This window comes from Paenibacillus jepli, from assembly GCF_047238105.1.
Taxonomy (GTDB): domain Bacteria; phylum Bacillota; class Bacilli; order Paenibacillales; family Paenibacillaceae; genus Paenibacillus_D.
Map to the genome: position 1 here is coordinate 1,218,746 of NZ_JBDFMD010000001.1, position 25,367 is coordinate 1,244,112.

Annotated in this window: 23 protein-coding genes; 1 reads left to right on the forward strand and 22 read right to left on the reverse strand. The window is 56.3% G+C overall.

All coding sequences use genetic code 11. From position 1 onward, the window contains the following. Positions 1-717 precede the first annotated feature (717 nt). The 16 genes from ABC336_RS05630 to ABC336_RS05705 form a co-directional block, all read right to left on the reverse strand. A complete protein-coding gene (locus ABC336_RS05630; RefSeq protein ID WP_413237740.1) occupies positions 718-1,761 on the reverse strand; it encodes an LLM class flavin-dependent oxidoreductase in 1,044 nt (347 codons plus the stop codon). A gap of 63 nt (positions 1,762-1,824) precedes the next feature. Continuing rightward, entirely contained in the window at positions 1,825-2,835 is a 1,011-nt protein-coding gene (locus ABC336_RS05635) for a hypothetical protein (RefSeq protein WP_413237741.1), read from the reverse strand. 120 nt (positions 2,836-2,955) lie between these two features. Beyond that, positions 2,956-3,348 (reverse strand): DoxX family protein, encoded by a 393-nt coding sequence (locus ABC336_RS05640; RefSeq protein ID WP_413237742.1) that lies wholly within the window; start codon positions 3,346-3,348, stop codon positions 2,956-2,958. 99 nt (positions 3,349-3,447) lie between these two features. Continuing rightward, the gene (locus ABC336_RS05645; RefSeq protein ID WP_413237743.1) at positions 3,448-4,299 is read right to left on the reverse strand and encodes a M56 family metallopeptidase; all 852 of its coding nucleotides are present in this window, start codon (positions 4,297-4,299) and stop codon (positions 3,448-3,450) included. Beyond that, complete coding sequence (locus tag ABC336_RS05650) at positions 4,299-4,721, reverse strand: BlaI/MecI/CopY family transcriptional regulator (protein ID WP_413237744.1); 423 nt, start codon at positions 4,719-4,721, stop codon at positions 4,299-4,301. Before ABC336_RS05650 ends, ABC336_RS05645 begins: the two co-directional genes overlap by 1 nt. A gap of 128 nt (positions 4,722-4,849) precedes the next feature. After that, positions 4,850-5,038 (reverse strand): hypothetical protein, encoded by a 189-nt coding sequence (locus tag ABC336_RS05655; protein WP_413237745.1) that lies wholly within the window; start codon positions 5,036-5,038, stop codon positions 4,850-4,852. Then, on the reverse strand, positions 5,035-5,760 hold the full coding sequence (locus ABC336_RS05660) for a hypothetical protein (RefSeq protein ID WP_413237746.1): 726 nt from the start codon (positions 5,758-5,760) through the stop codon (positions 5,035-5,037). Before ABC336_RS05660 ends, ABC336_RS05655 begins: the two co-directional genes overlap by 4 nt. Positions 5,761-5,896: 136 nt before the next feature. Further along, positions 5,897-6,661 carry a DeoR/GlpR family DNA-binding transcription regulator gene (locus ABC336_RS05665; protein WP_413237747.1) on the reverse strand — a complete coding sequence of 255 codons (765 nt, stop codon included), beginning with the start codon at positions 6,659-6,661 and terminating at the stop codon, positions 5,897-5,899. 40 nt (positions 6,662-6,701) lie between these two features. Continuing rightward, entirely contained in the window at positions 6,702-8,180 is a 1,479-nt protein-coding gene (gene rhaB, locus ABC336_RS05670) for a rhamnulokinase (protein ID WP_413237748.1), read from the reverse strand. After that, positions 8,177-9,397, reverse strand: a complete 1,221-nt coding sequence (gene rhaI, locus ABC336_RS05675) for an L-rhamnose isomerase (protein WP_413237749.1) — start codon at positions 9,395-9,397, stop codon at positions 8,177-8,179. Before rhaI ends, rhaB begins: the two co-directional genes overlap by 4 nt. Positions 9,398-9,526: 129 nt before the next feature. After that, a complete protein-coding gene (locus tag ABC336_RS05680; RefSeq protein ID WP_413237750.1) occupies positions 9,527-9,895 on the reverse strand; it encodes a sensory rhodopsin transducer in 369 nt (122 codons plus the stop codon). A gap of 13 nt (positions 9,896-9,908) precedes the next feature. Further along, positions 9,909-11,978, reverse strand: a complete 2,070-nt coding sequence (locus tag ABC336_RS05685) for a bifunctional aldolase/short-chain dehydrogenase (RefSeq protein WP_413237751.1) — start codon at positions 11,976-11,978, stop codon at positions 9,909-9,911. A 361-nt stretch (positions 11,979-12,339) separates the two neighbouring features. Further along, positions 12,340-12,465: a hypothetical protein gene (locus ABC336_RS05690; protein WP_413237752.1), complete on the reverse strand. Its 126-nt coding sequence runs from the start codon at positions 12,463-12,465 to the stop codon at positions 12,340-12,342. Between the two features lie 389 nt (positions 12,466-12,854). Then, on the reverse strand, positions 12,855-15,398 hold the full coding sequence (locus ABC336_RS05695) for a beta-mannosidase (RefSeq protein ID WP_413237753.1): 2,544 nt from the start codon (positions 15,396-15,398) through the stop codon (positions 12,855-12,857). Between the two features lie 109 nt (positions 15,399-15,507). Next, on the reverse strand, positions 15,508-16,041 hold the full coding sequence (locus ABC336_RS05700; RefSeq protein ID WP_413237754.1) for a chromate transporter: 534 nt from the start codon (positions 16,039-16,041) through the stop codon (positions 15,508-15,510). A 22-nt stretch (positions 16,042-16,063) separates the two neighbouring features. Further along, complete coding sequence (locus tag ABC336_RS05705) at positions 16,064-16,687, reverse strand: chromate transporter (RefSeq protein WP_413237755.1); 624 nt, start codon at positions 16,685-16,687, stop codon at positions 16,064-16,066. A 249-nt stretch (positions 16,688-16,936) separates the two neighbouring features. Here ABC336_RS05705 and ABC336_RS05710 point away from each other — a divergent pair, with 249 nt between their 5' ends. Next, positions 16,937-18,133: an ROK family protein gene (locus tag ABC336_RS05710; RefSeq protein ID WP_413237756.1), complete on the forward strand. Its 1,197-nt coding sequence runs from the start codon at positions 16,937-16,939 to the stop codon at positions 18,131-18,133. A gap of 13 nt (positions 18,134-18,146) precedes the next feature. Here ABC336_RS05710 and ABC336_RS05715 read toward each other — a convergent pair whose 3' ends face one another. From ABC336_RS05715 to sigI, 6 genes are all read right to left on the reverse strand, one after another. Beyond that, complete coding sequence (locus ABC336_RS05715; protein WP_413242442.1) at positions 18,147-19,292, reverse strand: Gfo/Idh/MocA family protein; 1,146 nt, start codon at positions 19,290-19,292, stop codon at positions 18,147-18,149. 192 nt (positions 19,293-19,484) lie between these two features. After that, positions 19,485-19,850: a hypothetical protein gene (locus ABC336_RS05720; protein ID WP_413237757.1), complete on the reverse strand. Its 366-nt coding sequence runs from the start codon at positions 19,848-19,850 to the stop codon at positions 19,485-19,487. A gap of 251 nt (positions 19,851-20,101) precedes the next feature. Further along, complete coding sequence (locus tag ABC336_RS05725; RefSeq protein WP_413237758.1) at positions 20,102-21,622, reverse strand: leucyl aminopeptidase; 1,521 nt, start codon at positions 21,620-21,622, stop codon at positions 20,102-20,104. Between the two features lie 64 nt (positions 21,623-21,686). Continuing rightward, entirely contained in the window at positions 21,687-23,057 is a 1,371-nt protein-coding gene (locus tag ABC336_RS05730; RefSeq protein ID WP_413237759.1) for an ATP-binding protein, read from the reverse strand. Positions 23,058-23,261: 204 nt separating this feature from the next. Continuing rightward, positions 23,262-24,548, reverse strand: coding sequence for an anti-sigma factor domain-containing protein (locus ABC336_RS05735; RefSeq protein ID WP_413237760.1), 1,287 nt, complete (start codon positions 24,546-24,548; stop codon positions 23,262-23,264). Further along, complete coding sequence (gene sigI, locus ABC336_RS05740; RefSeq protein WP_413237761.1) at positions 24,545-25,351, reverse strand: RNA polymerase sigma factor SigI; 807 nt, start codon at positions 25,349-25,351, stop codon at positions 24,545-24,547. Before sigI ends, ABC336_RS05735 begins: the two co-directional genes overlap by 4 nt. Between the last annotated feature and the right edge of the window lie 16 nt (positions 25,352-25,367).

The window sequence follows — 25,367 nt, forward strand, 5'->3', positions numbered from 1 at the left end:
CGATCCAAGGGGAAACGGCTGGGGCTCAAAGTTTTGCGGAGCTAAAGCTATCTTCGTTAGCAGAGGCGCAGCATGATTTCTCAAATCCTTTTCTTGGGACGTAAAGCAAGCAACCGTATGAATATGAAAAATCATGCTTGAAAAAATCGGTCCATCGAGTATGAATTTTCATATTCATGTCGCAGCCGCTTACAGCTGATACGTACATGGCCCTCCACTTGCGGACGATTCTCCCCGATGTATATCTGGCTACCTGTTTACGAGTCTCATCAAACGGACCCCCCATGATGCAGACAGAGCAGACGTTAATTCACCCTTGAGTCCACAAATGACGCTTTTGGCGGACAGATGGTTCGTTATTTGCTGCGAAACAGCGGTTTCGGACCAGGCCATCGACAAATAACGGATCTCTTGTCCTTTCGCCCCTCACAAATCACGATTTTGTAAACTTTAGGCGCTATTGTGTCCGATGACTGACACCGCGGGTCCAGCACTTCTTGGGGACATCGATGCCAGTCAACAGCTCAGGCTGCTACCCGGAATATTGACACATCCCAGCCGCCCAGCAATCTCTCGTGCCCACCGCTAGCCGGTCAACGGTCAGCCGCTGCTTCCACCGCAAGAAGCGAAAGCTGGCTATAACGCATATAAAAACGAACCGGCACCATCATCCTTCGAAGAGGATGCGATGCCGGATTCCATCGTTAGCCGTTGTGTCTATGCGTCCTTCTCCAGCGCCGCACGCACGCGTGGCGCCACCTCGGTGCCGAGCAGCTCGATCGCCCGCATCACCTCATGATGCGGCATCGTGCCGAGCGGCATATGGATCAGGAAGCGCGTCACACCGACATTGCGATGCAGATCGACGATCTTGGCCGCCACCGTCTCGGGACTGCCGACGTACAATGCGCCGTCTCTGCTGCGGGCGGCATCGTAAGATGCTCTTGTGTAGGGGGGCCACCCGCGTTCGCGGCCGATCTTGTTCATGACGCTCTGGGTCGAAGGAAAGAACTTCTCTGCCGCCTCCTCTGTCGTATCCGCGATGAAGCCGTGCGAGTGGGATGCGACCGGCAACGACGCCGGATCATGTCCTGCCCGTGCGGCAGCGCGTTTGTAGTGTTGGACCAGTGGAGCAAACTGAGCCGGACTGCCGCCGATGATCGCCAGCGCCAGCGGCAGCCCGAGCTGTCCGGCGCGGACGACGGACTCCGGGGTGCCGCCCGAGGCGATCCATACCGGCAGCGGCTGCTGCACGGGGCGCGGGTATACGCCCAGACCCGGGATCGCCGCCCGGTGCCGTCCGCCCGGCCACTGGACCTTCTCCTGCTCGCGAAGCCGCAGCAGCAGATCCAGCTTCTCCTCGAACAGCTCATGATAGTCGTCCAGATCGTAGCCGAACAACGGGAAGGACTCGATAAAGGAGCCACGGCCCGCCATAATCTCCGCCCGCCCGTCCGACAGACCGTCGACCGTGGCGAAGGCTTGGAACACACGGACCGGATCATCGGAAGAGAGTACGGTCACAGCGCTGCTCAGACGGATGCGCTTGGTCTGCATCGCCGCAGCCGCCAGGACGATCGCCGGATTGGAGGCGGCGTAATCCTCCCGGTGATGCTCGCCCACAGCGTATACATCCAGTCCGACCTGATCAGCCAGGATGATCTCCTCCACCACCTCTTTCAACCGCTGGGCATGACTGATTACTTCGCCCGTCTGCGGGTCGGGGGATGTCTCTACGAAGGTACTGATACCGATTTCCACTACATTTCCTCCTAAATACTTACTTTGATTAAGTAGCTATAGAGCTATTATAGCAGATTGGTCTCACGAAATCTCACCTTGCTGCCTCATCAGCCGATCAAAGGTGGATTCCAGATTGTCCCGGTACGCCTTCACCTCCGGCACCTCCGTCGGCTCGGTATAGGAACCCGTAAAGATCTGGCCTTCCGTCTCCTCCAGCACATCAAGGAAGCCCTGAGCGAGCTGACCGGTCACCGTGCCGGCATGCTCCTCCGCGGTCGCCTGATAGCTGGCTTCAGCGTCATCAGTTACCTGCAGCGTCTCGGCATCATAATTGGGCGTGTTGTTAAGACCGTACATATATTTCTGCAAATAATCGTTCAGATAGATGTCCCGGACTTCATCCGCTTCGGGGCTGTTCGGATACAGATGCAGATAATCCTCAGCCGTCAGCAGCCGTAGGGCCAACTCGTCCCAGCCGATGATCAGACCGCCGTCGCTGGCGGAGATTTTATCGGATTCCATAGCCTTCAGGTTGATATATGCGGTTAAGTCGTAACTGAGGTGGTCTGCGTATCTGCGAAACGCCCCGTAGTCGACAATCGGGAAGAAGGCCCCCTCGGAGGTGATAAATTTGTAATTTCCCACCAGCTTGCTGCGGATCAGCTCACGCACCGTCTCATCCTGTACCTCGTCCACGCTCGCCTCGGTTAGCGGCAGATGGATGCCAGCCAGCACCGACTGCAGATCCTGACTGAAAAACTGCTCTTGCGAATAGCTCAGGTCCTGCTCATAAAAAGCAAATGTATCCCGGATCATCTGATCGGCCAGTTCGTCCGGGGCCTCGACCAGTCGTGCATCCAGAAATGCAATCAACTCGCCCGCCTCGGTCGCTTCCTCCTTGAGCATGTCCCATTCCTCTGCCAGCACCTCTTCCGGTGGAACGGCGTCCTCCGGCTCCTCCGGCGGCTGTTCGACCGGCGGCGGATCCGTGTTCGTAACCGGCGGTTCCTCGTTGCGGCTGCAGCCCGCAACGATCATCATCCCTGCAAGCAGTCCGACCAGAACTCTTCTTATCCATCGTGGATGCTCCATTTGTTCTCAGCTCCCCTGCCCACTTGATCGTATACACTCTTACCCATTAGACGGTCAGAAGACACGAGGGTTGCATTGAAGCAAATGCTGCTCGTGGATGAGACAAAGAATCCAGCTAAGTCACACAGACTTCCTGCGCCCCAGCAGGCTGTCCGCCGCAGCCAGTCTGCTGCCCGCAATCAGCAGATGCAACGCCATCAGGCCCAATGCCAGATGCAGCTCATTGCCGGAGAATCCCGATCCCCAGGATACGGCAAAGGTTGCTACGAGCAAGATAATGATAAAAGCCAGACTGAGGATGCGCGTCCCTAAACCGACCATCATGCTGATCCCGCCGAGCAGTTCAACCAGCGCGACAACGTAAGCCATAAATCCGGGGATGCCGAGACTTTCAAAGAAACCGACTGTACCGTCAATGCCGCCCTGGAATTTTTGCAGCCCATGCATAAAAAATATAAATCCGAGTCCGATACGCACGATCATACTGCCGAGTTCTGCATTTGAAGCTTTCATGTATTAACCTCCGTGAACACTACATGTTGTAGTGTTAAAATTTGTAGTGAGCCGGACCGTTCGCCCGGATACGGTCCGGCAAGAAACAAGATACACCTCTTATACCATCGACCAGAACAGCATGACCATGAGCAGCAGCACCATGCCCGCCGATCCGGTCAACGTGGATAACGGCAGCGTGGGCGAGACGTCTTGCCGCGGATTCAAAATCTTGCGAATCCGGTAATCGACCGCATGCTCGGCAAACGAGACATGGGCGAAGGGCTGAGCGCCTGATTGGCCGGAGCGCAGCAGCTTGAGCAGCGCACCGCCGATATAGGCTTCACTGCCCTGCACTCGCGATGCGTAGCCGTCAGCCAGGATCTCTCTGGCCAGATAATAGCTGTCAGCGAGCCATCTCAGCACCGGTACATACCAGAGCACGGAAGCGGACAGCGTCATCATAAACGTCTTGAGCGGATCATGATGCCTCAGATGATGCATCTCATGCAGGATAACTGCCCGCTCCTCCTCCTCATCCAGCAGTTCCAGCAGTCCCGTAGACAATACGATACGTCTGCGGACGAAGCCCATCGTGAAGGCATGAGGCACGGCTGAACGGATGACGAGCAGTCTGCCGCCCGTTTCCTCCCCGTATTTCAGGTTCATCAGAGCTGTGCTGCGGCTGTCGTTGCTGTCCTCCAGCTTGCGGGAAGCGACGCTAACGGCCCGCAGCTGCCGAATGACGGCAACGAGTAGCGAAGTCAGCGTTGTGAGCACGATCGCATCCAGAAGGTAAGCGACGGAGAAGATCCCCATTGAGCGCATCCACATATTGCATAGATGAAACAGGTTGGTCTTCAGATTCCATCCCAGAAGCAGATGGCAAGCGTAGAGCAGCATCTGCACCACCACGATGCCCGAGACGAGCATGGAGATGGCGAATACGTTACGCGAACGATGATTCCACATCAGGATCGGTCCTTTTTGAGTTGTTGAATGCGTTTCTCCAGTTGATCCAGCAGATTCGGATCCGCTTCGTCGAGCGCATCCACCATATGATTGACGATCAGGGGGCCGAACTCCTCGAGCAGTTCGCCAGTCAATTCCTTCGATTGATCCTCGAGGAACTGCTCTCGCGAGCGTGTCGGCCGATACGACGACGCCTTGCGGCCGGGCAGCTTGTGCAGGAATCCCTTGTCCACCAGCCGGTTCATCACCGTCATCACCGTATTGAAGCTGAGCGGCTTGTCCTGGTGAAGCCCGAGCTGGTGCTGGACATCCTTGATCGTCAGTTCCGTATTGTCCCACAGGATCGTCATGACACGCGCCTCCAGAGGGCCAAAAAAACGATTCATCCCCCTTTCGTGGTATTTAAAATGATCTATCTTCATGACTTCCCCCACCTCACACTACGTATTGTAGTGCAATGAATTGCAATATGTCAACGCCTTCGCAATCCGGCAATATAGCAAGACAGCAGCGGATCTTGTCACGCAAGATCCGCTGCTGTCTGGAACGTTCAGCCCCCCGATAGGAGATAGGCAATCGGCAAGCCGACAACGGCGTACAGGATGACCGTCGCTCCCAGTCCGCTTTTGATGATGGTACGCCGGTCATAACGGCCGACCAACAGAGCAATCCATGCAATCGCAATGATGCCCAGCGTGATCAACTGTATAGGCGCCACCAGGGCTGCTGGATCGATCATGCTTGCACCCCCTTGTCGCTAAAGGTCTGAATCTGCTGCAGCAACCGATCATGCCTCAGCTTGAGCGCCTCCTCATAGGTGTAGCTCATCGTGTCCTCCGATTCCGTGAGCAGCATAGCCCGGCCTGCCTCGTCCGTTGTATTGAACATGCGGGTATAGACGTGCAACGGCACATCCAGCGCTTGCAGCCGTTCCAGCCAAGGCTGCATATCACGGAGATCGTAAAAGGGAATCTCCGCCGCTCTTAGTCCGTCCGCCGACTGGTGAACCAGAAGCAGGCTGGGTAGAATATGGGCCAGCTGCTGCCTTTCCCGCCATTTGGTTTCCATGTATGCATAATGGTACATGGCAACATGATGACCAATACTGGCTTGTACCACACCCGAAAACCGAATCACCTCTTCGCTTCTCGTGCGACTCCCTTTGTCATAGCGCTCCATTTCCACACGGTCGCGATACAACCGGTAGGTGCTCAAGTGTGTATTCTCCCAAATGAACTTGCTCAGCAGCCTGCAGCCGGTCCATGCAAGCCACAAGCCCACTGGTACGAGCAGCAGCAGGAGCAAAGTCCAGCCGCCGTACTGAACCGCCCCAAAGCCCGATAATCCAGCCAGCGCCAGACCGAAAATCGCCAGCAGTGTAAAACATTCAAATGAAAGGATCCAGTAAAACGGCTGCATCTTCCGGTCGCGGCGCTCGTGAATCAACGTGACGTCTTCCATGGGATGGCCACTTCCTCTCCGGTTAAAGTTTACCCTCTTTCATACGTCCCTCTACCGAAAGGGTTCCGCGAGTTGAAATGCAAAAAAACACGCCGCCTATTTTCAGGACGACATGTTTTCCCTAAAGTGTGTTTTCCTAATTAGAGGCAATCTGCACTTGCACTTTCAACTCGCGGAGACTGGCGCAGACCCCTTCATCGATCTGATCATCGGTAATAATCGTATCGACTTTCTCCAGACCTGCGACATGCGCAAAGGTTTTGAGCCCGAACTTGCTGTAGTCCGCCATCAGGAATACCTGCTCTGCCATGCCGATCATCCGGCTCTTGATGATCGCCTGCTGTTCGTTCGTCTCGCTGATGCCACGCTCCAGATGGATGCCCTTGCAGGAGATGAATGCCTTGTCGACATGGTACGATTCCAGAGAGCGTTCGGCAAGCGGGCCCACATATGACAGCGATCGTGGAGCCAACGTACCGCCGGTAGAGATCACCTCGACCCGCTCCTTGACGCTCAGGGCGATCGCCACTTTGATGGAGTTGGTCAGTACCGTCAGCGGGATGTCCGGCATGATCGAAGCCATATACCAAGCGGTGGTGCTCGCATCGAGGATAATCCGGTCCCGGGGTTGAATATGCAGTACCGCTTCTGCGGCAATCCGCTTCTTCTCGCCGATATGCGCGATCTCCCGCTCGGCATAGGGTACCTCGGTCTGCTGTTCCTTGACGCTGACCGCTCCCCCGTGACTCCGTTTGAGCCGCCCCGCCTGCTCCAGCCGGTCCAGGTCGCGGCGGATCGTCTCCTCTGTTACCCCGCACAGCTCGCTCAGCTCCGACACCCGGATGCTGCCTCGCTCATTGACGAGCTGCACGATCTTCTCATACCGTTCCATTACAAGCATCGCAATCACTTCCCGAAGTCTTATTCGCGCGACCTTCTCGTCAGGCTTGTCCGCTCAGCCCCGTCACCTGAAGAAACGCCGTGTATGCCGCATTCCACACCGCAGGCTCCTGCGGCTCATAGACGTCCACAGGGAACGACTCTGCGGCGATCTGCCGCGCATCACGTATCGTAGCAATCTCACCCAATGCCATGTATTGTACCAGAATATTGCCGATTGCGCTCGCCTCAACCGGTCCCGCCCAGACAGGCTTGCCGATCGCATCTGCCGTCAGCTGGCACAGCAGCTGGTTTTGGATGCCGCCGCCAACCATATGCAGACCTGCAAACGAGGTGTCCGCCAGCTCGGCCGTCAGCTCCAGGATATAGCGGTACTTGAGTGCCAGCGAATCCATCACGCAGCGGGCGATCGCTCCCTGCGTCTGGGGCACTGGCTGACCAGTCTCTCGGCAATAAGCCTGGATCGCCGCCGGCATATGAGCCGGGTTGAAGAAGGAGTCGTGATCCGGATCGATGTAGCTGACGCAGGCCGGTTCCGCCCTGGCAAGCTCGACGAGGCCGGCGAAGGAAACGTCCTGCCCTTCCTGCACCCAGATCCGCCGGCACTCCTGGATGATCCAGAGCCCCATAATATTCTTCAGCAGCCGGAACGTGCCGCCGACGCCGCCTTCGTTGGTAAAGTTCAGCTCCCGGGCGCGCTCGGTCAGTACCGGAGTGTGGACCTCGGTCCCCATCAACGACCACGTGCCGCAGCTCAGATAGGCGAACGGTCCGCCGGTTGCGGGAACGGCTGCAACGGCAGAGCCGGTATCATGCTCCGCCACTGCAATAACCGGACATACCGGGACGTCCAGCTCTTCTGCCAGCTCCGCACGCAGCTGTCCGACGATCGTGCCCGGCATGACCACAGGAGCGAACAGATCGGGTGAGAGACCTAGCCGCTCGATCAGCTCGCGGTCCCAATCCTGCTGCAGCGGATGATACAGCTGGGTCGTCGTCGCATTGGAGAACTCGCTCTTGCGTTCGCCAGTCAGGTAGTACCTCAGCAGATCCGGAATCATCAGCAACTGCTCGGCCTGCTCCAGCGCCACCGCCCCCCGCTGCCGCATCGCATACAGCTGGAAGATCGTGTTGAACTGTAGGAACTGGATGCCGCTGCGGCCGAACAGCTCGCTCTCGGAGATCTCTGCGAACACCTTCGGCATCACGCCGTCCGTCTGATGATCGCGATAGTGGTATGGGTTGCCGAGAAGCTCGCCGTTCTTATCCAGCAATCCGAAGTCGACCGCCCACGAATCGATGGCGATGCTGCGGAAGGCCAGCCCTTGCTGTCTGGCCTTGATGATGCCTTGCTTTATCTCATGGTATAGCCGCAGGATATCCCAGTGCATGTGCTTGCCCGTATGGACCGGATCATTGGCAAAGCGGTGGACCTCCTGAACCGTCAGTCTGCCGTTCTCCAGGCTGCCGAGGAGCGCTCTGCCGCTGCTTGCGCCAAGATCGAAGGCGAGGACGCTCACCAGCTGGCACCGCCCTTGCCGCGCGGCGCGATGCTCTCCTCATAGCCGCTCGCAAGATACGCCGCCATCGGATCGGCAGGCAGCCCCTGCTCTTCGCGTACCGCTTGCAGCAGCGGTGTGACGTCGAACTCCGAAGCTTTGCGTACGGCATCTTCTGCAGCCAGCACATCGCCGGCTTCCTGCGCGGCGCGCACTTCGTCATGGTTGATCAGGAGCGCTTTGGCGTATTGGGTCTGGACGTTGAGCACCGAACGGATCATCGCCGGGATCTTGCGTTCGATATTGTGCGACTGGTCGATCATGTAAGCGATATTGCTTACGGTGTCCCTGACCGCGCCATTCTCGTCCAGCGAAGCTTCAAGAATCTGATAGAAGATCAGGAACAGCTCATACGGGTTGGTCGTGCCGACGATCAGATCATCATCCGCATACTTGCGGCTGTTGAAATGAAAACCGCCCAGCTTTTGCTCGTCGATCAGATAGGCAACGATGTGCTCGACATTGATGCCCTGCGCGTGATGGCCGGTGTCGACCAGCACCTGCGCTTGCGGGCCCAGCTTGTTCGCCATATTGAACGACATGCCCCAGTCGGCGAGATCGGTATGATAGAAGGCTGGCTCGAACGTCTTGTATTCGATCAGCATCCGCATCTCCGGCGTCAACGCGCCGTACATCTCGGCCAGTGCTTCCTGCATCCACGCTTTCCGCTTGCGGATATTGCCCTGCCCCGGGTAGTTGGTGCCATCGGCAAACCACAGGCTGATGTCCTGCGAACCGGTCGCCTTGGCGATATCGACGCATTCCAGCAGGTGATCGGTTGCCTTGCGGCGTACCGCGGCATCCGCATGACAGACGCTGCCCAGCATATAGTCCTCCTCCTGGAACAGGTTCGGATTAACGGCGCCGATCGTCAGCCCCAGGCTCTCTGCATGGCTGCGCAGCTTGCCATAGTCTTCTACCTTATCCCACGGGATATGGATCGCTACCGATTTGCAGGCGCCGGTATATTTGTGCACTTGCGCCGCGTCGTCGAATTTCTCGAATGCATTGCGGGGGACGCCGTTTTTTTGAAATACCTTGAAGCGGGTTCCGGAATCTCCGTAGCCCCAGGAAGGCGTCTCGATCTGAAGCGATTTCAACTTTGCTTTGACACCGCTGATGTCGATGCCGCGTGCTTGCTGCTGCTCCTCGAAGAGCTGATAAGCGCGATCTGTCATCGTAAATTCTCCCTTATCTTTAGTTTTAGTTCCCCACAGCAAGGCCTCAAGGTAACGGATCGTTCTTACGATCGCTGCAGAATCGATTCCGCACCCATCGGCACTTCTGGAGGCAAACAAATATATTTTCTACGAAAGCGGATACGCCATTGTCGTCATCAATGCGTTCTCCGGCTGAGTGGAGTCCAGACGACTGTATTGGACAATGATGGGAACATCGCTGTTCACTTCCACGGCATACGGTACGCCCACCGGGATTGTCTCGCCGTCCTTTTGGAGCGAACTCGTGCGGATATGCTTGGTTCGTTTCCCTGCCACATAGACCTTAATGCCCTCGAGCGGGTCACGATCTTCGAAGAAGACCGTGACGCTCAGAAGCGCATCCTCCGGATTGATATTGAGCACACAGATCGATTCGTGGCTCTCCAGCGACCCGGAGCTGTCTGCAGGAATGTAACAATCGGGTATGATCCAGTGCAATTCCCCTTTGGTACGCATCCTGCTTCTCCTCCTATCTGGTGAATGCTGCCGGCACGCCGCCATCGATGGTCAGCATGCAGCCGGTCGTCTTCTCCGACTTGGACGAGGCGAAGAAGGCGATGCCTTCGGCGATGTCACGCGGATAAATATTGACCAGCAGCGTCGTTCTCTTGCGGTAATGCTCCTCCAGCTGATCCGGCTCGATCCCGTAAGCAGCCGCCCGTTCATTGCGCCAGTTGGAGTTCCAGATCGCCGAGCCTTGCAGGATCGCATCCGGCAGCACCGTGTTGACGCGGATGCCGAACTCGCCGCCTTCGCTGGCGATACAGCGGGCCAGGTGAGCTTCCAGCGCTTTGGCTGCGCTGTAGGCGGAAGCGTTCTTGCCGGCGTAGATGGAGTTCTTGGAGCCGATGAACACCATGTTGCCGCCGATGCGCTGCGCCTTCATCTGCTTGAAGGCTTCGCGGGCGACCAGGAAGTACCCGGTTCCCAGAACATTGATATTCAGGTTCCATTCCTTCAGCGACGTCTCGTCGAACGGACTGGATGTGGCAAGGCCCGCATTGTTGACGAGAATGTCCACGCCGCCATAAGCGATCGCGCTCTCCGCAAAGGCCGCCAGCACCTCGTCTTCCTTGGTGACGTCCATCTTGACTGCGATGGCCCGGCCTTCGCCATACTGACCATTGATTTCTTCCACTACCTTCTGCGCGCCCTCCAGGTTCAAGTCGGCCAGCACGACATGGGCGCCTTCCGATACCAGACGGCGGGCCGTCTCGCTGCCGATGCCGCCCGCTCCGCCAGTGATAAAGGCGATCTTGCGGGAGAACTCGGCTTCTGCCGGAGCCAGGGAGAGCTTGTAGAGCTCAAGCGGCCAGTATTCGACGTTATAAGACTCATTTTCGCTGAGCGATACGAACTCGCCCAGGCTGGTCGCGCCGCGCATAACGGCGATCGCCCGGTGATAGAGCGCGCCGCTGACCTGCGACATCGCCCAGCTCTTGCCGGTGTTGATCATGCCGATACCGGGGATGAGGATGACGCGCGGCGCCGCTTCGAACATCTTGTCGCCGATATGCTTGTTCTGCTCGAAGTAGGCAACGTATTTGCTTTCGAAGGCGCGGATCCCCGCCAGCACGGCTTCTTTGAGACTCGCAGCATCACCGGAGGCTGGATCCCACTCGACATAGAGCGGCACCATCTTCGTATGCACCAGGTGATCGGGGCACGCCGCTCCGACCTGCGACAGGCTGCCGGCGTTGCGGCTGTTGACGAACTGCAGCACGTCGTCGCCGTCGTCGTAGCTGAGGATCATCTTCTGGCCCTGGCTCACTGCACCGCGGATCACTGGCATGATCTCGCCCAGCAGCTCGCGGCGCTTCGCTTCAGGGAGCGTCTCGTATTGCGCGCCGCCGAACAGGTTCGCTTCCTCAACACGTGCTTCGATATATGCTTCTGCCTCGCTGATGATCTTGATCGTCTGGGCATAACACGCTTCCGATGTCTCGCCCCAGGTGACCAGACCGTGCTTCTCCATCAGGACGAGCTCGGCGTTCGGATTATTGCGGACGCCTTCGGCGATCATCTTGGAGAGGGTGAAGCCCGGGCGCACGTAAGGTACCCAGACATAGCGGTCGCCGAAGATCTCCTTGGCCAGCTCCTTGCCGTTGTCGGCGCAGCACAGGCTGATGATCGAGTCGGGATGCGTATGGTCGACATGCTTAAATGGAAGAAACGCATGGAGCAGCGTCTCGATCGACGCACGGGGATGCTTGCTGTCGATCATGCAGTGAGCCAAGTAAGCGACCATCTCTTCGTCCGGCATCTCGTCACGCTCGATCAACGGCCGGATATCTTCCATGCGCAGACCGGTAAAGTTAGCCGCTTTCATCGTAGCCAGATCCGATCCGCTGCCTTTGACATACATCACTTCGACATCGCGGCCGCGGAAATCTTTCTCCACCGTCTTGGTAGATGTATTGCCGCCGCCCCAGTTGCACACCCGGCGATCGGAGCCGATCAGATTGGAACGATAGACCAGCTGCTCCAGTCCGGTTTCCTGCTGCGATGCTTTCTCGTTGTCCCACAAGCTTTGTACCATAGTTAATATGCCTCCGTTTTTGTTTTATGTTTGTTTATGTCTGTTTGTGCCATTATAACATCTGCTTTATGGTTTGAATATCATTTTTTTTGCCCGTTATAAGAAAAACCGTCAGAGAAAATCGTCCTGACGGTCCTTTTTATGTGGAAATAGTTACTTTTGCGGTCCGGAGGGGATGGGTACTGGCTCCAGCCGCTGTTGAAGCTGTATCCTTAGGATTAGAGTAATGGGGTTAGAATACATCTTCAAAGGCAGCCCGTAGACTTTCCGCTCAATACGAAATTGCGGAGCTACCGTGGGATCACCATCATCCATAAAATCCATGTCCCTCACGACACCTAGCGGAATGTGTTCCTCTTTCCTACACTGCAAACAGATATAGTTGACTTTCTCTTTGTTCAGCAGGTGCTTGCTTAATGCGATTGGACTCTTCTTTTTCTTCTTTGCTGGCTTGCGCTTCTTCGATACCGGTGAGATCGTGAATCATCCTTCTCTAGCACACGTTTAGTTAGGTTACAGGCAGCGTATTTCACTCGCAACACCGTCTTCAAGACTATGACGGATTAAGCCACGAATGAATTCTTCTACACTCAAGGTTGGTACTTCGATACGGACTCAATAGGCTCTATTTTGCACAAAAACCCGCCAGGAACAGGCCCTCCGGACACACGATCCGTTAAGTGCTGGCTTGACGCCCGCTAGCCCCCGTTTACAGACCGATAACGGATCCTCTGTCCGCAAGCATCTCTAAAAACACGCCCATGCTCGAAATAAGGGCTACTGTGTCCGTTTGTGAGCGAGCACTACCCTCAGCGGTCTTCTTCCCTACTCCGACGACCTATTGATCCACATGTTAAATGTGTTGCATAGTTACTCCTAAACAACGATAAAGTCAGCCATCGACCGGACGACAAGCGCTCCCGGAGCCGCCGGAACGAATGGCCGCTCCCCGTTGCTTCGCGCTTCGAAGGACACGGTCACCGGGTGGCCGGGCAGCAGATCGAAATAGTTGTCCGAGAATATGCCTTCCGCTTCGGATGACAGCCACACTTGCTTGGCCAGCACATCGGTCGACAGCGTGTACCGTGGGCCGTCGCCCCCCGCTTCTTCCACAATCTCGATGTGCGCCGGCTGCAACGCCAACTCCTTGCCGGGGACGAAATAATGCTCCTTGCGGTCGAGCAGTTGAAGGCCCTGCCATAGCTCGGCCACGAGCACCGTACGCGAAGCATCGGCGCCTGCCAGCAGCTCATCTACCGCCAGCGAGACGATATGCCGCGCACCGTTGCTCTCCACAGCCGCCTCATGGATCTCTTCTTTCAACTGCGTCCCGTCAAAATCATACAGCCTTAGTTTTACCGCACCTTCCAGTTCCGACAGCGAGTCAGTGATGAGATGAATACCTACCTTGCCTTCGCTGCTGCCGTCGAGGGACAGCATGACATCCTGGAAGCTGCGCTTAGCATAGTATTGAAGCGCCTTCCAGCGGCCATAATAATCCATGCCTGCCCAGGATGCGACAGGCCAGCAATCATTCATCTGCCAATACAGCGAGCCCATACAGAATGGCTTGCGCCTGCGGTGCGCCTCGATGGCCGTCTTCATCGCCTCCGCCTGAAGCACTTGGCTCATGTAAAGAAAAGATGGGAAGTCCTTCGGTTCCGGCAGATACTTATCCATATATTCCTTGATCAGACGATTGCCCGCCCCGTTGCGCTGGTGAGCCAGCATCACATCCGATTCCAGCTCCAGGTCGGATTCTTCGGCATACGTCCGGACCGACTTGTACTCCGGGAACGACTGGAAACCATATTCGCTCATGAATCGGCCAACATAAATATTGTAGTTGTCGAACGGTTCGCTGTTGTGCCACACGCCCCAATAATGAATGTCACCAACGGTAGTGGTACTCGTACCATGCTGATGCTCGTCGCGGGTCAGATCGCACATCGGTGAAGATGGCCAATAATCAATGCCGTCCGCATGCTCGGCGACCGCATCTGCCAGAATCTCGTGGAAGATCGCCTCGTAATCGGCCCAGATCCTCTCCCGCTGCTCCAGCGTAAATGCCTTCTTCCAGCCCCAGCCGGCGCTCTCGTCCTTATAATGCGACCAGGCCGTATCGATCTCGTTGTTGCCGCACCAGAGCGCGATCGACGGATGATTGCGCAGACGCTTCACATTCTCTTCGGCCTCGGCGCGGACGCTGTCCAGGAATGCCTGATCGCCGGGATACATGCTGCAAGCAAACATGAAGTCCTGCCAGACGAGGATCCCGTATTCATCGCAAAGCTCATAGAAGTCCGAATGCTCATAGATGCCGCCTCCCCATACGCGCAGCATGTTCATGTTGGACGCAGCGGCCGCAGCTACTTCATGACGATACCGCTCGCGGGTCATTTCGGTGACGAAGCTGTCCCCCGGAATATGATTCGCGCCTTTGGCGAAGACCGGCACGCCGTTCAGCTCGATGTAGAAGGTTGCACCCTGCTCATCCTTCTCTCGCACCAGACGCACGGTCCGGAGACCGGTTCTGACGCTGCGCTCCGCTGTGCCGCCCTGGCCGGTCAACGCCGCGCGGAAGGTGTAGAGATGCGCTTCGCCTAGCCCTCTGCTCCACCACAGCTGCGGCTGTTCGATGGTTAGCTCCAGCTCCGCCGTCTGTTCGCCTGGCGCCAGCGCGACCTTGCGGTTCCAGCTCATGCCAGCTGCCTCCAGCTTCAGCTCGGCCTCTCCGGCTTGCTCGGAGACGACGGTGACGACGGCTGTCAGCTTCGCTCCGCCCTCCGTCACTTCGTCCTGTCTAATATAGAGATCGTTCAGCCGCATGCCGCTCCAGGCCTCGAGGCGCACCTCGCGCCAGATGCCACTCGTCACCAGACGCGGCCCCCAGTCCCAGCCATAGTGATACGGCGCTTTGCGGGCGAAGATACTGACTCTCTTCTCACCCAGTCCGCCGAGCTCCGACTGATCATTGGAAGCCGGCAGCTGATATCCGAGCTTCTCCAGCTTGGGGAGATCTTCCTGGATCGGCGAACGGAAGCGAATGTGCAATGTATTGGAGCCATTCACCAGGTAAGGCTTGACGTCCACTCGCCAGGAGCGGAACATGTTATCTGCTGAGAGGATCGCCTGGCCGTTAAGCGTTACATCTGCGTAGGTGTCCAACCCGTCGAACACAAGCTCGACTCGCGTCTGCGACAACAGCTCTGCAGGCACCTCGAATACGGACTGGTATTCCCAATCCTTCTTATCGATCCATTGCAAACGATGCTCGTTGGTGCCATAAAAAGGATCGTCTATTCGCCCATTGCGGTGCAGATCCTTGTGTACGCAACCAGGCACCTTGGCCGGCAGCCACTCTTCTTCCTCACATGCCTTGAACGTCCAGTTGCCAACGGTCCATCTCTTCTCGCCCATGCTCCATCCTCCAGTTAAGCGACAGTATTTTTGATTGGTCATTAGTTATTATAACATCAAAAATACTAACATTTATAACAATTATGGTCAATAATCTAACAGCCATTAGCTAGAAGAGAATGATGCCCGCCAGACCGGCGGCAACGATGACCGATAAGGGATGAGCCCGGTATCTCGTCAAAGCTACAAAACAACCGGCAGCGATCAGCAGCGTTCCCAAAAAAGTCCATTCGCCAAGACCATCCATCCCTGCTGCCGGCAACGCAAACCGTAAAGCTGCATAAGCGATCAGCCCTGCTATGACCGGCCGCAGTCCATATAGGACGCGCCGGATCACCGGGAGTCTGGAGCTGCCCAGCAGTATGACGGTAAACAGCGCCATCACAAGCAACGAAGGCAATGCCATCCCAGCTGTGGCGGACGCAGCCCCGATTAAGCCGGAGTGCTGGTACCCGATCAGCGTGGCACTGTTGACTGCGATCGGTCCGGGAGCTATGCCCGCAAGCGACACCAGTTCTTGAAATTGCGTGTTGCTTAACCAGTCTCTAGTGACAGCTTCATATTCAATAATCGGCATAATCGCATAGCCGCCGCCAAACGACAAGCAGCCGATCTTCAAAAAGGTTATAAAGAGTTCCCACACACCCAGTCCCTCCTTCTAATAATCAGATGTAATATTCGGGATACAGCTCATCCGGCTCCTGCGGCTTACGCGGCTTCTCCAGCCGTCGTTCGATGCCGAGCCATCCCTTGCCGGCGATGATGATCGACCCGATACACAGCCCTCCGCCGATGAGCCAGCCTGGATGCAGCGGCGTCAAGATCAGACAGGCAAGAGTAGCTGCAAGTATCGTCAACGTCGCGGTATCAAATATCGCCGCCTTGGCCATCCGCCACGCAGCAAAGGCAATCAGCGCCACCACACCGCCTTTAATGCCCTGAAGCGCGGCAATCGCCTTAGCCTGTGCCGATATTGCTTCGTATCCGAAACCAAGCCCCAGCACGAGTGCAAACGCCGGCATAGTCATGCCCAGCACGGCAGCAATCGCACCTAGCCCTCCGGCCACCCGGAACCCTACCGCCGCAGCGGCATTGATCCCGACGCCTCCGGGAGCCGCCGCCGCAAGCGACAGCAGATCGCCAAGCGTTTCTTTATCCATCCATTGCCGCCGCTCTACGATCTCTCTCTCGATGATCGGAAGCATCGCATAGCCGCCGCCAAAAGCTGTAGGCGACATCCGTAGAAAGCTCCAAAAGAGCTGCAGCAAAAATACATGTTTAGCATTCATCCTGAACTCACCTCTAGTTAGCTATGACATCCTCAGCTTCTAGTATACCACCTTTATTTCATTTTGACATAAAGTTTTTATCAAAAATTATGATATTTATCATAAATGGTCATTTCACAGGGGATTAACTCAGCACTTTCGACCAATTTTTATAAATTGTGCTTGACAGATGGGAATGGTACCTTTGAGCGGGATTCGCTATAATGGAAGGAATGAAACAGAGCCTAGAAAAGAAACGGAGGTAGACACATGCTGCAAGGCGATCGCCCGCTATCCGTGAAGCGGCTTATCTACAATTTTATAGCCCAGCACGGGCCGCTCTCCAAAACCGAGCTGCGCCCTGTGGTCGCCGTATCCGGCAGTACGCTGACACGTACCTTGGAAGAAATGGTGGAAATGGGCTTGCTCAACGCAGATGGTCTGGGGCCGTCCAGCGGCGGCCGAAGACCGACGCTTTACCAGATCAACCGTCGCCACAAATTTATTTTTGGATTGGAGATTTCAAGGCTTTACTCGGCACTTGCCTTGTTCGACATGCAGCTTAATCCCATCTCCATTATCCAGTGGCGGATGGACGAAGCTATGGATCCGGACCGCTTAACCGAATATGTTCAAGCCAATGCGCTTGCTTTTCTAAGGGATCATCAGATTCGGCGGGAGGACGTACTGGGGATCGGAATCGGCGGGGTCGGTCCGCTGGACCGCGAGCGCGGAATGATCCTCGAACCGCTGTATTTCACGGCCAAAGGTTGGAGTCAGGTACCCATCTGCAGCATGCTTGAGGAGAGAACCGGCTTTGCTGCCAGGCTGGACAATGGCGCTAACGCCGCCCTGGCAGGAGAGCACTGGTCATATCGCGAGGCCAATCTCGGGCATATGCTCTATGTGCATGCGGGGGTCGGGTTGCGCTCCGCGATGATGTCCGGAGGCAAGATCATCCGGGGCAGCGTCGATATGGAGGGGGCGATCGGCCAAATGATCATCCAGCAGGACGGCCCCCGGCTGGACCACCATGGCAATTACGGTGCGCTCGAAGCGTTCGTCTCCGTGCAAGCGCTGGAGCAGCAGGCCCGCAGTCTGATCAAGTCAGGCAGGGATCATCTGCTGCAGCGGTTCCGGATCGAGGTCGAACAGGTCAACTACGATATCCTGGTACAGGCACTGGCCTCCGGAGACGACATGGTCCGGGAGCTCTTCACCAGATCGGCGGCCCATCTGGGGATTGGCCTCGCCAATCTGATCAATATCCTTCATCCGGAGAGGGTCGTGCTCGGCGGAGCTTTGATCAGTGCCAGCCAATCGTATTATGAGACAGCGATCGAGATCGCGCTCAAACATACCTATTACTATCCGGACTACACCCCGCGCTTCTCCAAAGGCTTGCTGCGGGAGCATGCCGTCGCTGCCGGTGCGGCGCTGCAGCTATGGCACGAGCTGGAGATGTAGCGACTCGGAAGACTTAATCCTGTTGAACGGTGACCCATCTCCGCTCTTCATGACTGCAGAGGATCGCTTCCACAAGCCGCATTAATTGATGCCCCTGGCTGAAGGTCGCGTAGCTGTGCGGCTGTCTCGGATCGCGGACATGGCTGTAGAAATCGCGACATAGATTCTTGAGTCCATCCGGCCAGCCCTCCTGGTGACCGCCCGGATAATGAGCCAGTCTAGCCGAACGCTTGGAGAGCGTCTCGGGATCCTTCAGGATCACTTCATTGGCCTGTCCCCGGCGCCCAATCCACAGCTCGTTGGGCCGTTCCTGATCCCAAGCGACAGCCGATTGGCCGGCTGCGATCTCGAAGACCAGCCGGTTCTTCCGGCCGGCAGCCACTTGCGACACCGTGAAGACGCCCTGCACGCCGTCATCAAATCGGATCAGCACACTGCCATAATCCTCGGAAGTGACCGCCACCTCTTCACACTCCGCACCCTCGGCGGTCTGGAAGGTCGTCCCTTGCACCAGCGGCCGCTGACGATGGGCATGCGCAGTTTTCAGATCGGCGCAAACCTCGGTAATCTGTCTGCCTAGTACGTGCTGGACCGCATCGCACCAGTGGGAGCCGATGTCGGCGATTGCCCGCGAGGGACCATTCAGATCAGGGTCGAGGCGCCAGCTGTAATCGGACTCATAGAGCAGCCAGTCCTGCAGGTAACTGCCCTGGACGTGGATGACTTCACCATTCTCTTCCTTGCGCAGGAACTCACGCGCTTCGGACACCATCGGATAATGACGATAATTGAAGCACACCCCGCTCCGGACATTGACCTGCTGCGCCAGCTCCGCCAGCTCCAGTGACTCGGCCGATGTCACTGCGAGCGGCTTCTCGGATAGGATATGCTTGCCCGCATGCAGCGCCTGTTTGTTGATCTCATAATGCAGCGCATTGGGTGTGCAATTGTGGATGATCTCGATCTCGGGATCATCGATCATCGCCTGATAATCGTCATATACATTCGGAATCCCCATCTCGTCAGCGACTTGTTCCGCTTTGGCGCGTTCCCTCCCGGCGATGCCCCACACCGTGGCTCCGGGAATCCGGCGCAGCGCTTCGATATGAGCAATCGCTGAGAAGCCAGTTCCTACAATGCCTGCTTTGATCGGTTTCATCATTGCTCATCCTCCCGTCTTATCGCGTCACTGACGTGCCCGCGAGACCGTTGTCAGTTATGTTCCATGTATCTTTTTACACCACTCATCCGAGATCAGAAACAAACCGGGAGGCAGCCAAAAAAAAGAAAAAAGCCGACTGCAGGAAATGGGACGGTGTCTCCTCCCTGCTGTCGGCTTGCTATCGTAATGCTAGAATTTAAGGAAGTTAAGTCTGCTGTTGTACGCGCCGCCAGTAAACGGCTCCTGCTGCGTATCGCGCTCTTCCGCATCTTTAAGCTGCGCAGCCAGTTCCATGAACCAGCCTTCGTCTCGGCCAGAGAGCGCCGCATCGATCAAAGTACGGATCGACTGGGCCTCGTCAAGGGGCGTGATCTCCAGCTTTTTCAACTCATGCTCGCGCACGCCGACAAACTTGTCTATGATGCTATCATGATCAGAGTGGATGACGTGCAGCTTGATAATACCTTGAAAATCGCCAATGGACTCGATATACCCGTGCACAAGCTCCCCATTGCTGGTATGGCCTTGCACCCAGTCGCCAATTTGGAATGTCATGGTCCAGCACCACCTGTTCTGTAAGAGTTATAACGTGACCTCTTTTAAACTGTAACAACTACAGATACACTTTAGAAATCAGCCATTACTGTCTCGACATACTGTAATGATACTAGATACAGTTGAAATTGTCAAGTTTTCTAACTCTACAGGTTCCTGCAATACACCCTCTTCTCATTCTGGTGTCAGGTTGGGACGCACTCACCAAAAAGAGGCCTAATTCAGGCCTCTTTCACGAAATCGATTCCGGATTATCTTGCTCCTGCTACTAACTGGGCCAAGGTACGCGCCATAACGCCGGTCGCCCCTTTGGCATCCCAGCCCCGGGCTTTGGACAACCAGGCCGTACCGCCGATATCCAGATGAACCCATGGCAGTTCCTCTGCGAATGTGCCTATAAACAAGCCACCGGTGATCGTACCCGCCAATCGTCCGCCGGCATTCTTCATATCGGCCGCATCGCTGTCGAGCTGCTTGCGGTAGAGCGGATAGGAAGGCAGCTCCCAGACCCGTTCGCCGCTGCGTTCGCTGGCCTCGCTTACCTGCTCCATCAGCTTGCGGCTGTTGCTCACCGCGCCCGTCGCTGCATCGCCCAACGCTACCATGACGGCTCCGGTCAGGGTCGCCACATCCACCAGCTTGGTCGCCCCCCGCTGGATCGCTGTTGTCAGTCCGTCAGCGAGCACCAGTCTGCCTTCGGCATCCGTATTAACGACCTCCACCGTACGTCCGCTCATCGTCGTGATGACATCGCCAGGCTTCAAGGCACGGTCAGACGGCATGTTCTCGGCAGCCGGGATGACTGCCACGATATTCACAGCCGGACGCAGCTTGCCTACGATCCGCATCGCTCCGAGCACCGCTGCCGCACCGCCCATATCGGAGATCATCTCCTCCATGCCCGCAGCTTTCTTGAGGGAGATGCCGCCTGTATCAAAAGTAATCCCTTTGCCGATCCATCCCCATACCTCTTTGTCCCCCGGCGCTCCCTCATAATGCAGCACAATCATGCGAGGCGGGTGCGCACTGCCCTGACCAACTCCCAGGAGGCCGCCCATCCCTTGCTCTGCCGCCGACCATTCGTCCAGCACCTCGCATTCCAGCTCCAGCTCGTCAGCCAGCAGTTCCGCTTCTTCAGCCATTTGTTCGGGGGTGAGCATATTGCCCGGACGGTTCGTCAGCTCGCGTGCGTAACAGACCGCCTCGGCGTACACCAGTCCGCGCCGGATACCGGACTTCCAGGCCTCTGTCCATGTCGGTGACGACTCCGTACCCAGCGGTACCAGCGCGACGGAGGACAGAGAAGTGTCTTCCTTCTCTTCCCGCCTGATCGCCTGCCGACTGTTGCCGCCGAGGATCAGCCCTTCGCTCAGAGCCTGCGCCGCCACGGACGCTTCACACTTACTCGATCCTTGGATGATATATTGCGGCAGCAGCACACACAGCTGCACCGGCTTCAATGACTGCACTGCACGGGCAGCCGCCGCGCCGGCCAGCCGCAAGCCGTCGGTTGTCATCTCAGGCGCCAGTCCGACATAGACTACGAAGGGCGCAGGCAGTAGTCCCAACGTCGGCAGAACATAATTTTCCTCCTCCCGGCCGCGGTACAGCCCTCTTGCATGCAGATGACGCAGGGCATCGTCCAGTTGGGGATGGATCCAATGCACGACCTCTCCGTCTCGGGGCATCAGCTCCCGCTCCGTCACGAAAGTCAGGATCACGTCCGCTTCCGACTCATGCTCCTGCTGGCCATATGTAATCTCTACATTCATTTCTTCTGCCTCCTGTTCACGCCCGGAACAAAAAAGAACCGGTCTTTACACCGATTCTAGACGTTTATCGCACCATTGGCAAATAGATCGTAAAGGTCGTGCCCTCGCCGCTGTTGCTGTCGACCTTGATAAAGCCGCCGTGATTGCGGATAATTCGGTAGCTGACAGACAATCCTAGTCCCGTACCCTCCGCCTTCGTCGTGAAGAACGGATCGAAAAGGCGGTTCATCGTCTGCTTCTCCATTCCCTTGCCGTTGTCGCGGATCGTAATCTCGGCATACTTTCCTTCCTTGCGGCTGATGACATCGATCCGGCCATCCCGCCGCCCTTCCAGCTCCACGATGGCATCGAGAGCATTTTTTAGGATGTTCAGAATCACTTGCTTAACCTGCTTGACATCTATCGAGACATGCAGCGGCTCACTGCAGCTCTCATACCCGATCAAGCTTCCTTTCATCAGCGCTTCGCTCTCAGACAGCATGATGACTTCCTTGAGCAGCGAATTAATCGAGACCAGCTGCATCATCGGCGCTGATGGCTTGGACGAGTTGAGAAACTCGTTGATGATCTCATTGGCTCTGTCGATCTCCGAGAGGATGATCCGTGCGTATTCCTCCTTGCCCAGTGCGAGCAGATGCGGTCTGAGAAGCTGGATGAAACCACGGATGGACGTTAACGGATTGCGGATCTCATGGGCAATCGCTGCTGCAATCTTGCCCAGCATGGCCAGCTTATCGTTCTGATAAGCCGTCTGCTCGATCTGCTTGTACTCGGAAACATCCTTTACACTGACGAGGTAATCGCCATCCAGTTGATCGCCGTAAGTCACGGTCACAAGCAGATGTCGCCCACCAGCATCCTGCAGCTCGAAATAGCGGCTCCGCTGCCTGATCATCTGCTTGAACAGGCGGATAATCATCCGTTTCGTCGACCGGCGCAGCGCCTCATGTGTTGCGATCTCCAGAACATCGCAGCCGATCAAGGTAGTTCGGGGGATATCCAGGATTCGAGCCATCTGGAGGTTCACAAAAGTCAGCAGCCCATCTTTGTCGAATAATGCAATCCCGCTATCCATGTGCTGGAGTACATTTTCATATTTATCTTTCATCAATTGTGTGGAGCGGTTAGACTTGAAGAGCAATTCTTTCATCTCATTGAAAGTCTCATCAGTGGACTGTTGGAGAGATGGGCGATGCTTGTGATTGGCCATGAGCTCTATAAGCATCTTTGTACTCCGCTTGTACACTGTAGAGACATCACCAGCCGACTTGTCCTCCATGATCTGCTGGGTCGCCTGCTCGTGAACCGCAGCGATCTCCTCAGGAGTTAGACTCTGCAGGTAGCGTCCCAGCTCCTGCTTACGTTGAGATGACACGTCTCTGGCGCGGACATAATCGGAGAGGATTAGGTAATACTTCTTCTGAATAAAGGGCATTCCCGCTCCGCTGTGACTGCAAACAGCATACCTGACCTGTGGGTTATGCTTGGATCGTCTCGTCAGCATTCTCTCATCACATCCGATAAGTTGGATTATTTAAATGTACAATAATCATAGTTATAATTTGTAATCGGTGTCAATCAGAGATTGTGTCGAAACCTCCGCCGCATTTCGACATGAGCAAGACAGCCCGATAGCGATTCATGCCGCTTTGGGCGGCCCTTTGTGATTAGAGCGCTCGGGCTGATCCCGCCCCTCTCGTTCTTGTCCCTCAGTATTGCTTGGGTTACGGGGCTTTCCCGGTTTTTTTTCATGGTTTCCCGGCTTCTTTTGTTTCTCCTGGGTCTTGTGTCCCGGCTCCCTATTATTCTTGCCCGGATTTTCTTTGGAACCGCCTTGTTTCCGATTGCCCTGCTCGGCTCGCTCGTCTTCTTGAGGCTGCTTCTTCTGAGGAGAGGGCGGCGGCTGCTTCTGGGGAGACGGCGGCTTCCCGCCCCCTGTCTCCGGTCGTTCGACTGATTCAGGCTCAACAGGGTGAACAGGCGGCTGTTCGGAGTCAGCCCGATGCGGCGTGTGATCCGGCATCCATCCCCGGCCCTCGCCTGGTATGGATGCTCCCTCCGGCAGCTCTCCCCCGCCTCCGCCGCGGGACTGCTCCGAAGGGCCGTCGTTCGAAGATGCCGGCTCTTCCCCTTCATGAGCCAGCTCCTGCCCTAGCATCCGCTCCAGCGCTTCTCTGGATCCCGCTGCATCCAACTGACCGATAATGGATTCCAAGCCGCCGTGTCTTGCCATCGCTTGATGAATTGAGAGCTGTCGCAGCTCATTCATCCGGATCGGTTCATTCGCATACTTGGACAACAGATAGATAGCCATCTTGCCCGGGGTCATCCCGTGCTCGGCCGCTTCGTCCCGCAGCTCCGCCGGGGCACTCAGTACGGTCACAGTCAGGTCCAGCGCAGACTCTAATACCAGACTCACCTGATCGGCTAGTCTGGCTTCTAGCAAAGCGTCCGGACGGGAACCGGTCATGACGCTGGTAACGATGACATCTGCCGCTTCGCTGGTCAAGTAGTGGCCATCCTTGGCACGCTCGACGATCTCGCCCAGCACCTCTTGCATCCCGATGTTCTCAAATTTCAGGTCTCGGATCATAGTCGCTCCATCGGCATTCCACGAACGCAGCTCCAGCACACGATCATCTCGGTCGACTCCGAGCTCCAGAGAAGGGTTGAAGTCGATCGCCAAATAAACAGCCACCTCGGGGTAGGAGCGCAGCATGTTTGGAAGCGCAAGCAGCAGTAGTATCACAGCAGCGGCTGCAATTAAGGTGACCGTCATGCGAGCAGCACTGCGAGGCTTAGCGGGAAGGACAACTTCTTCGCCAATGACGGCATGATGGGTTTTGCGTATTTTGCGGAACTGTCCGTCAGAGGTCAAGACGATCCAATACCTTATGCCGGCGTCTACGATGATTCCGCTTTTCATGCTTCACTTCCCCCCTTCTTCTGCTGCGCGGCTCCGGTCAGATAAGCGTGCAAGTGCGGATAAGCACCGGCATGGATTAATACAAGAGCGATCAAAAATTTCCGATTGCGTTCCAGTGTTTTGCGAGTCACTCCGGCAAACGGCAAGATATCTTTAATGGGCAGCTGTTTTTTTTGATGCAGCAGCTCCAGCAACTCAGCATTACCGGCAATTCCCGCAGCGATCCGCTGCATCGTCTGCCTGGAATCGGCATGTTTGGGGGAGCTCTTCACCAACTCGGCAAAAGATATTCCAAACCGCTGCAATTGGGCGTTGAATTCCTCAATCTCCTGCCGTCGGTCCTCTGCCTGAAGATGTGCCGCATAATGGCGCATCGACTGTTGTTTTTCGATCCGGTTCAGCCTGCCTTCCTCGCCGGTTCCTTCGAGTGCACTGTACGGCACACTCGGGGCATGCCGCCGCTCCTTGCGAAGATGATCGATCAGCCGCCGCCGGATGACAGTCTCCGCAAAGCCGATGAATGATTTTCCCGCCGTCGGCTCGTACTGTCGGATCGCCTCATGAAAACCGCTTAGCGCAATACTGTATTCGTCATCATGTGCGGGATCGATATACCTTTTGCAGAACCGACTGGTCGCTTTGATGATAAAGGGCTCATAGGCAGCGATAAAAGGACTGAGAAGCTCCTCCTCCCCGCAGGCAATGCGCGCGACGATGGTTTCCGGCGATTCTCGGCCCTGATGGCCTGAACCGTCCCCCTTCCGGGACTTCCCTAGCCACCTTTTGAACAATACAAGTACCAACCGCTCCACCTCACAT